Genomic DNA, 4,037 nt, shown 5'->3' on the forward strand with positions numbered 1-4,037 from the left:
GTCATCCCTCCTGGAGCAAGCCGCCGCCGGCACCGAGCGCACGCTGATCGAACGCTTGGGCCGGTGGATCGCATCAAACACGCGCAAACACGCTAAACGATGGGAATAAGCACCGCGTCCAGGGCCAGCGCGCCGTTGCCTGTCGGCAAGGCCAGCAGCGGGTTGATCTCGACCGAACTGAATTCGTTGCGCCGCGCGTAGGCGAAGCGCGACAGCGCGACCAGCGCATCGGCCAGCGCCTCGATATCGCACGGCGGCGTGCCGCGTGCGCCTTGCAGCAATGCATAGCCTTTGATTTCGCGGATCATCGACAGCGCCTGCTGGCGGCCAAACGGCGCCAAGCGGAAGCTGACGTCTTTCAGCACTTCCACGAACACGCCGCCCAGCCCGAACATGACGACCGGCCCGAACACGGGGTCGCAATGCACGCCCGCGATGCATTCCACACCCCGCTTCGCCATGGGGGCGACCAGCACGCCGTCGATGCGCGCGTCGGGACGATGGGTGCGGACGCTGTCCAGGATGGCGGCATGCGCGCCGCGCACCACGTCGTCGCCGGACAGGCCCAGCTTTACGCCGCCCACATCGCTTTTGTGGAGGATGTCGGGCGACACGACTTTCATCACGACGGGGCCGCCCAGTCGGGTGGCGGCGCACGCGGCAGCGTCGGCGTCGGCAGCCAGCGTGCAGTCTGGCACGGGCAGACCCGCCAGGCGCAGCACGTCCATGGCCTGCACTTCGTTGTAGGACGCCAGCAGCGGCGCTGTGGTTTGCGCAGAAGGGATGGCCTGATCCGGATTGGCATCCGGTTGCGCAGCCAGGCCCGCCACCGCGCCGATCGTCCGGATCGCGGCGCTGGGGTCCGTGAACACCAGCGTGCCCAGGCGTTCCAGTTCGCGGCGGCGTTCGGGCGGGAACAGCGCGCTGATGGCCAGCGGCACATCGGGCCGGCGCGCGTGCATTTCCCGGGCGAAGGTTTCGAAGGTGGGCCACAGGGACTCGGATGAGCCGGCCGCGGCCAGGAAGACCGCCAGCGCGTCATAGCGTCCGTCGGCCAGCATGTCTTCGGCAGTGGCCAACAGCAGTCCGGGTTCGGAGACAACCTGGCCGGTGACGTCGACCGGATTGCGGCCGCTGGCGAAGGGGACCCGTTCCAGCAATCGGGCCTGGGCATCCGCCGCGGGTTCGGGCAGCGACAGCCCTGCGTCCTGGGCGTCGTCTGCCATCAGCGCGCCGACGCCGCCGGATATCGTGAAGATGCCCAGGCGCTTGCCTCGGGGCAGTTGCTTCCAGGTGTCCAGCGCATAGCCCAGGTTGAAGAATTCTTCGATGGTGCGGGCGCGCACCGCGCCGTATTGACGGAACAAGGCGTCGTAGACCGCGTCGTCGCCCGCCAGCGCGGCGGTGTGCGAGGCGGCGGCCTGCGCGCCGGCCTGGGTGCGGCCGATCTTGGTGACGACGACAGGCTTGCCAGCGTCGCGCGCCGCGGACAGGGCTCGGCGCAGCTTGTCGCCGTCGCGGCAGCCTTCCATGTACGTCATGATGACTCGCGTGTCAGGATCGCGGGCCAGCCATTCAATGCAGTCCGCGACATCGACGTCGGCCTCGTTGCCCGTGCTGATCCAGTGCGACAGCCCTAAGCCACGGTCGCGCGCCATGCAGTAGGCATAGGCGCCGAACGCGCCGCTTTGCGACACCATCCCGATGCCGCCCGGGGCAACCGTGCCGTTGGCGGGGGCGGGGGAGAACGTGGCGTAGATGTTGCGCCGGACGTTCATGTAGCCCAGGCAATTGGGGCCCAGCAGCCGGATGCCGCGGTCGCGGGCGATTTCGCACAGCTGCGCCTGCAGCGCGACGCCGGCCGCGCCCGTTTCCGAAAACCCCGAGGTGAACACCACCGCGCCGCCGACCTGGCCGGGCCGCGCCTGCTCCAGCGCCTGCGCGGCGAGCGCTGCGGGGACGGCCAGGATGACCAGATCGGCCTCGCCATCCAGTGCGGCCAGGTCGGGGGCCGCGGGCAGGCCCTGAATGGATTCGGCACGCGGGTTGATGGGCAGGATGCGGCCGTCATAGCCATGCTGGCGCAGCAGGCTGACGGGCATGGCGCCGATCTTGCCGGGCGTGGCGGATGCGCCGACGATGGCGATGCTGCGCGGGTTGAACAGGCGGGTCAGCGAGGAATCGGAATTCTGGGTCATGGTCTGGGCAAGAAGGTTCGGCGAACGCGCGAGACGCGTTCAGGAAAAGCGCACGACGCTGCGGCCGGTGCTGCCGCGCTCCAGCATGGCAGCCAATGCCTGGGGCAGGTCACGGGGTTCGATCACGCGCGAGGCAACGTCCAGGCGCGCGGGGCGGTAGTCGGCGGCCAGCTTTTGCCACAGCGCGCGGCGCAGCGGCATCGGGCTATTGGCGTTGATGCCCAGCAGCTTGACGCCGCGCAGGATGAACGGGATGACCGAGGCGGGCAGGTCGGCGCCACCCGCGTTGCCGAAGGCGGCGGCGACGCCGTCGGGCCGCAGGCTGGCCAGGGCGTGGGCCAGCAGCTTGCCGCCCACGGAATCGATGATGCCGGCCCAACGGGCGCTCATCAGCGGCTTCTGCGGACCCGACAAGTCGGGGGGCGCAATGACCTCGGCGGCGCCGAGTGAGCGCAGGTAGTCGCCAGCTTCCGGTTTGCCTGACATGGCGCACACCGTGTAGCCGCGTTGGCTGAGGATGTCGATGGCGATGCCTGCGACGCCGCCCGTGGCGCCTGTCACAAGCACTTCGCCCTGTTCGGGCGTCAGGCCGCAGTGCTCCATCCAATGCAGCGACAGGGCGGCGGTGTAGCCGGCCGCGCCCAGCACGGCGGCCTCGCGCAAGTTGATGCCGCGCGGCAGGGGCAGCACCCAATCATGTGGCACGCGCGCGTACTCCGCGTAACCGCCGTCGCAATCCACGCCGATGCCAAAGCCGTGCACCACGACTTCCTGTCCGGGGGGCAGGGCCGGGTCCGCCGAATGCACGACGGTCCCCGAGAGGTCGATGCCGCCGATGCGCGGATAGTCGCGGACGACGTTGCCGCGTCCGGCTTGGGCCAGCGCATCCTTGTAGTTCAGGCCGGCGTAGGCCACCTTGATCAAGGTGTCGCCAGCGGACAACTGATCTACCGTCAGTGTGTCGAAGCGGCCTTGCGGGGCCTCGCCGGCTTGGCCGGCATGCAGCCGGTAAGCGTGGAATTCGAGAGTGCTCATGGGGGCTCCTGGAAGCGGTCAGGCGCGCGCCAGCAGGCGGCGCGCCAGCGTGGCGCGATGCAGCTCGTTGGCGCCGTCATAGATGCGGAAAGGGCGCATTTCCTGCCAGATCATGGCCACGGGGGTGTCGTCCGACAGCCCCGACGCGCCCATCATCTGCACCGCGCGGTCGGCCACGCGGTTTACGGCTTCGGACACGAAGACCTTGGTCATGGCGCTGTGCTGCTTCACCGACAGGCCGGCGTCCATGCGGCGGGCGCAATCCAGCGTCATCAGCCGGCTGGCGTGCAGGTCGATGTGCGAATCCGCAACCATGGCCTGGATCTGCTGCAGATCGGCCAGGCGCGCGCCGAAGGATTCACGCTGCGCCACATAGGCCTGCGCGGTGTCCAGCGCCCGGCGGGCGCGACCGATGTAGCGCATGCAGTGCGACAGGCGGGCAGGCTCCAGCCGCAATTGCGCGTATTCCAGGCCGCGGCCGGGTTCGCCCAGCACGGCGTCGTCGCCGACTTCGCAGCCGTCCAGTTCGATCTCGGCGTGGCCACCGATCTGGTAACCCGTGACCATGCCGATATCGCGCACGACCCGATAGCCCGGGGTGTTGGCAGGCACCACGAACAGGGTGGCGCCCGCGTCCGTTTGCGCCAGCACCAGCGCGAAGTCGGCGCCCACGCCACCGCTGATGAACTGCTTGTGCCCGTTCAGCACCCAGCGCTGCCCGCGCCGTTCGGCGCGGGTGCGCAGCATGGACGGGTCGGAACCGGCGCCTGGCGCGGGCTCGGTCATGGCAAAGCAGGCGCGCTG

3 protein-coding genes are annotated in these 4,037 nt (G+C 69.5%); all 3 read right to left on the reverse strand.

Annotated elements, in window-relative coordinates; genetic code table 11:
* Positions 1-92: 92 nt before the first annotated feature.
* Positions 93-2,198, reverse strand: coding sequence for an acetate--CoA ligase family protein (locus tag ACO6D5_RS29710; RefSeq protein ID WP_485827386.1), 2,106 nt, complete (start codon positions 2,196-2,198; stop codon positions 93-95).
* 39 nt (positions 2,199-2,237) lie between these two features.
* The gene (locus ACO6D5_RS29715) at positions 2,238-3,233 is read right to left on the reverse strand and encodes an acrylyl-CoA reductase family protein (protein WP_485827387.1); all 996 of its coding nucleotides are present in this window, start codon (positions 3,231-3,233) and stop codon (positions 2,238-2,240) included.
* Between the two features lie 18 nt (positions 3,234-3,251).
* Positions 3,252-4,037, reverse strand: a 786-nt coding sequence (locus ACO6D5_RS29720; RefSeq protein WP_485827388.1) for an acyl-CoA dehydrogenase family protein, incomplete at its 5' end; no start/stop codon positions are given.

The organism is Achromobacter sp., from assembly GCF_057314935.1.

Coding starts and splice junctions, on each gene's coding strand:
- ACO6D5_RS29710 (WP_485827386.1), bottom strand. CDS start 2,198: ATGACCCAGAATTCCGATTCCTCGCTGACCCGCCTGTTCAACCCGCGC.
- ACO6D5_RS29715 (WP_485827387.1), bottom strand. CDS start 3,233: ATGAGCACTCTCGAATTCCACGCTTACCGGCTGCATGCCGGCCAAGCC.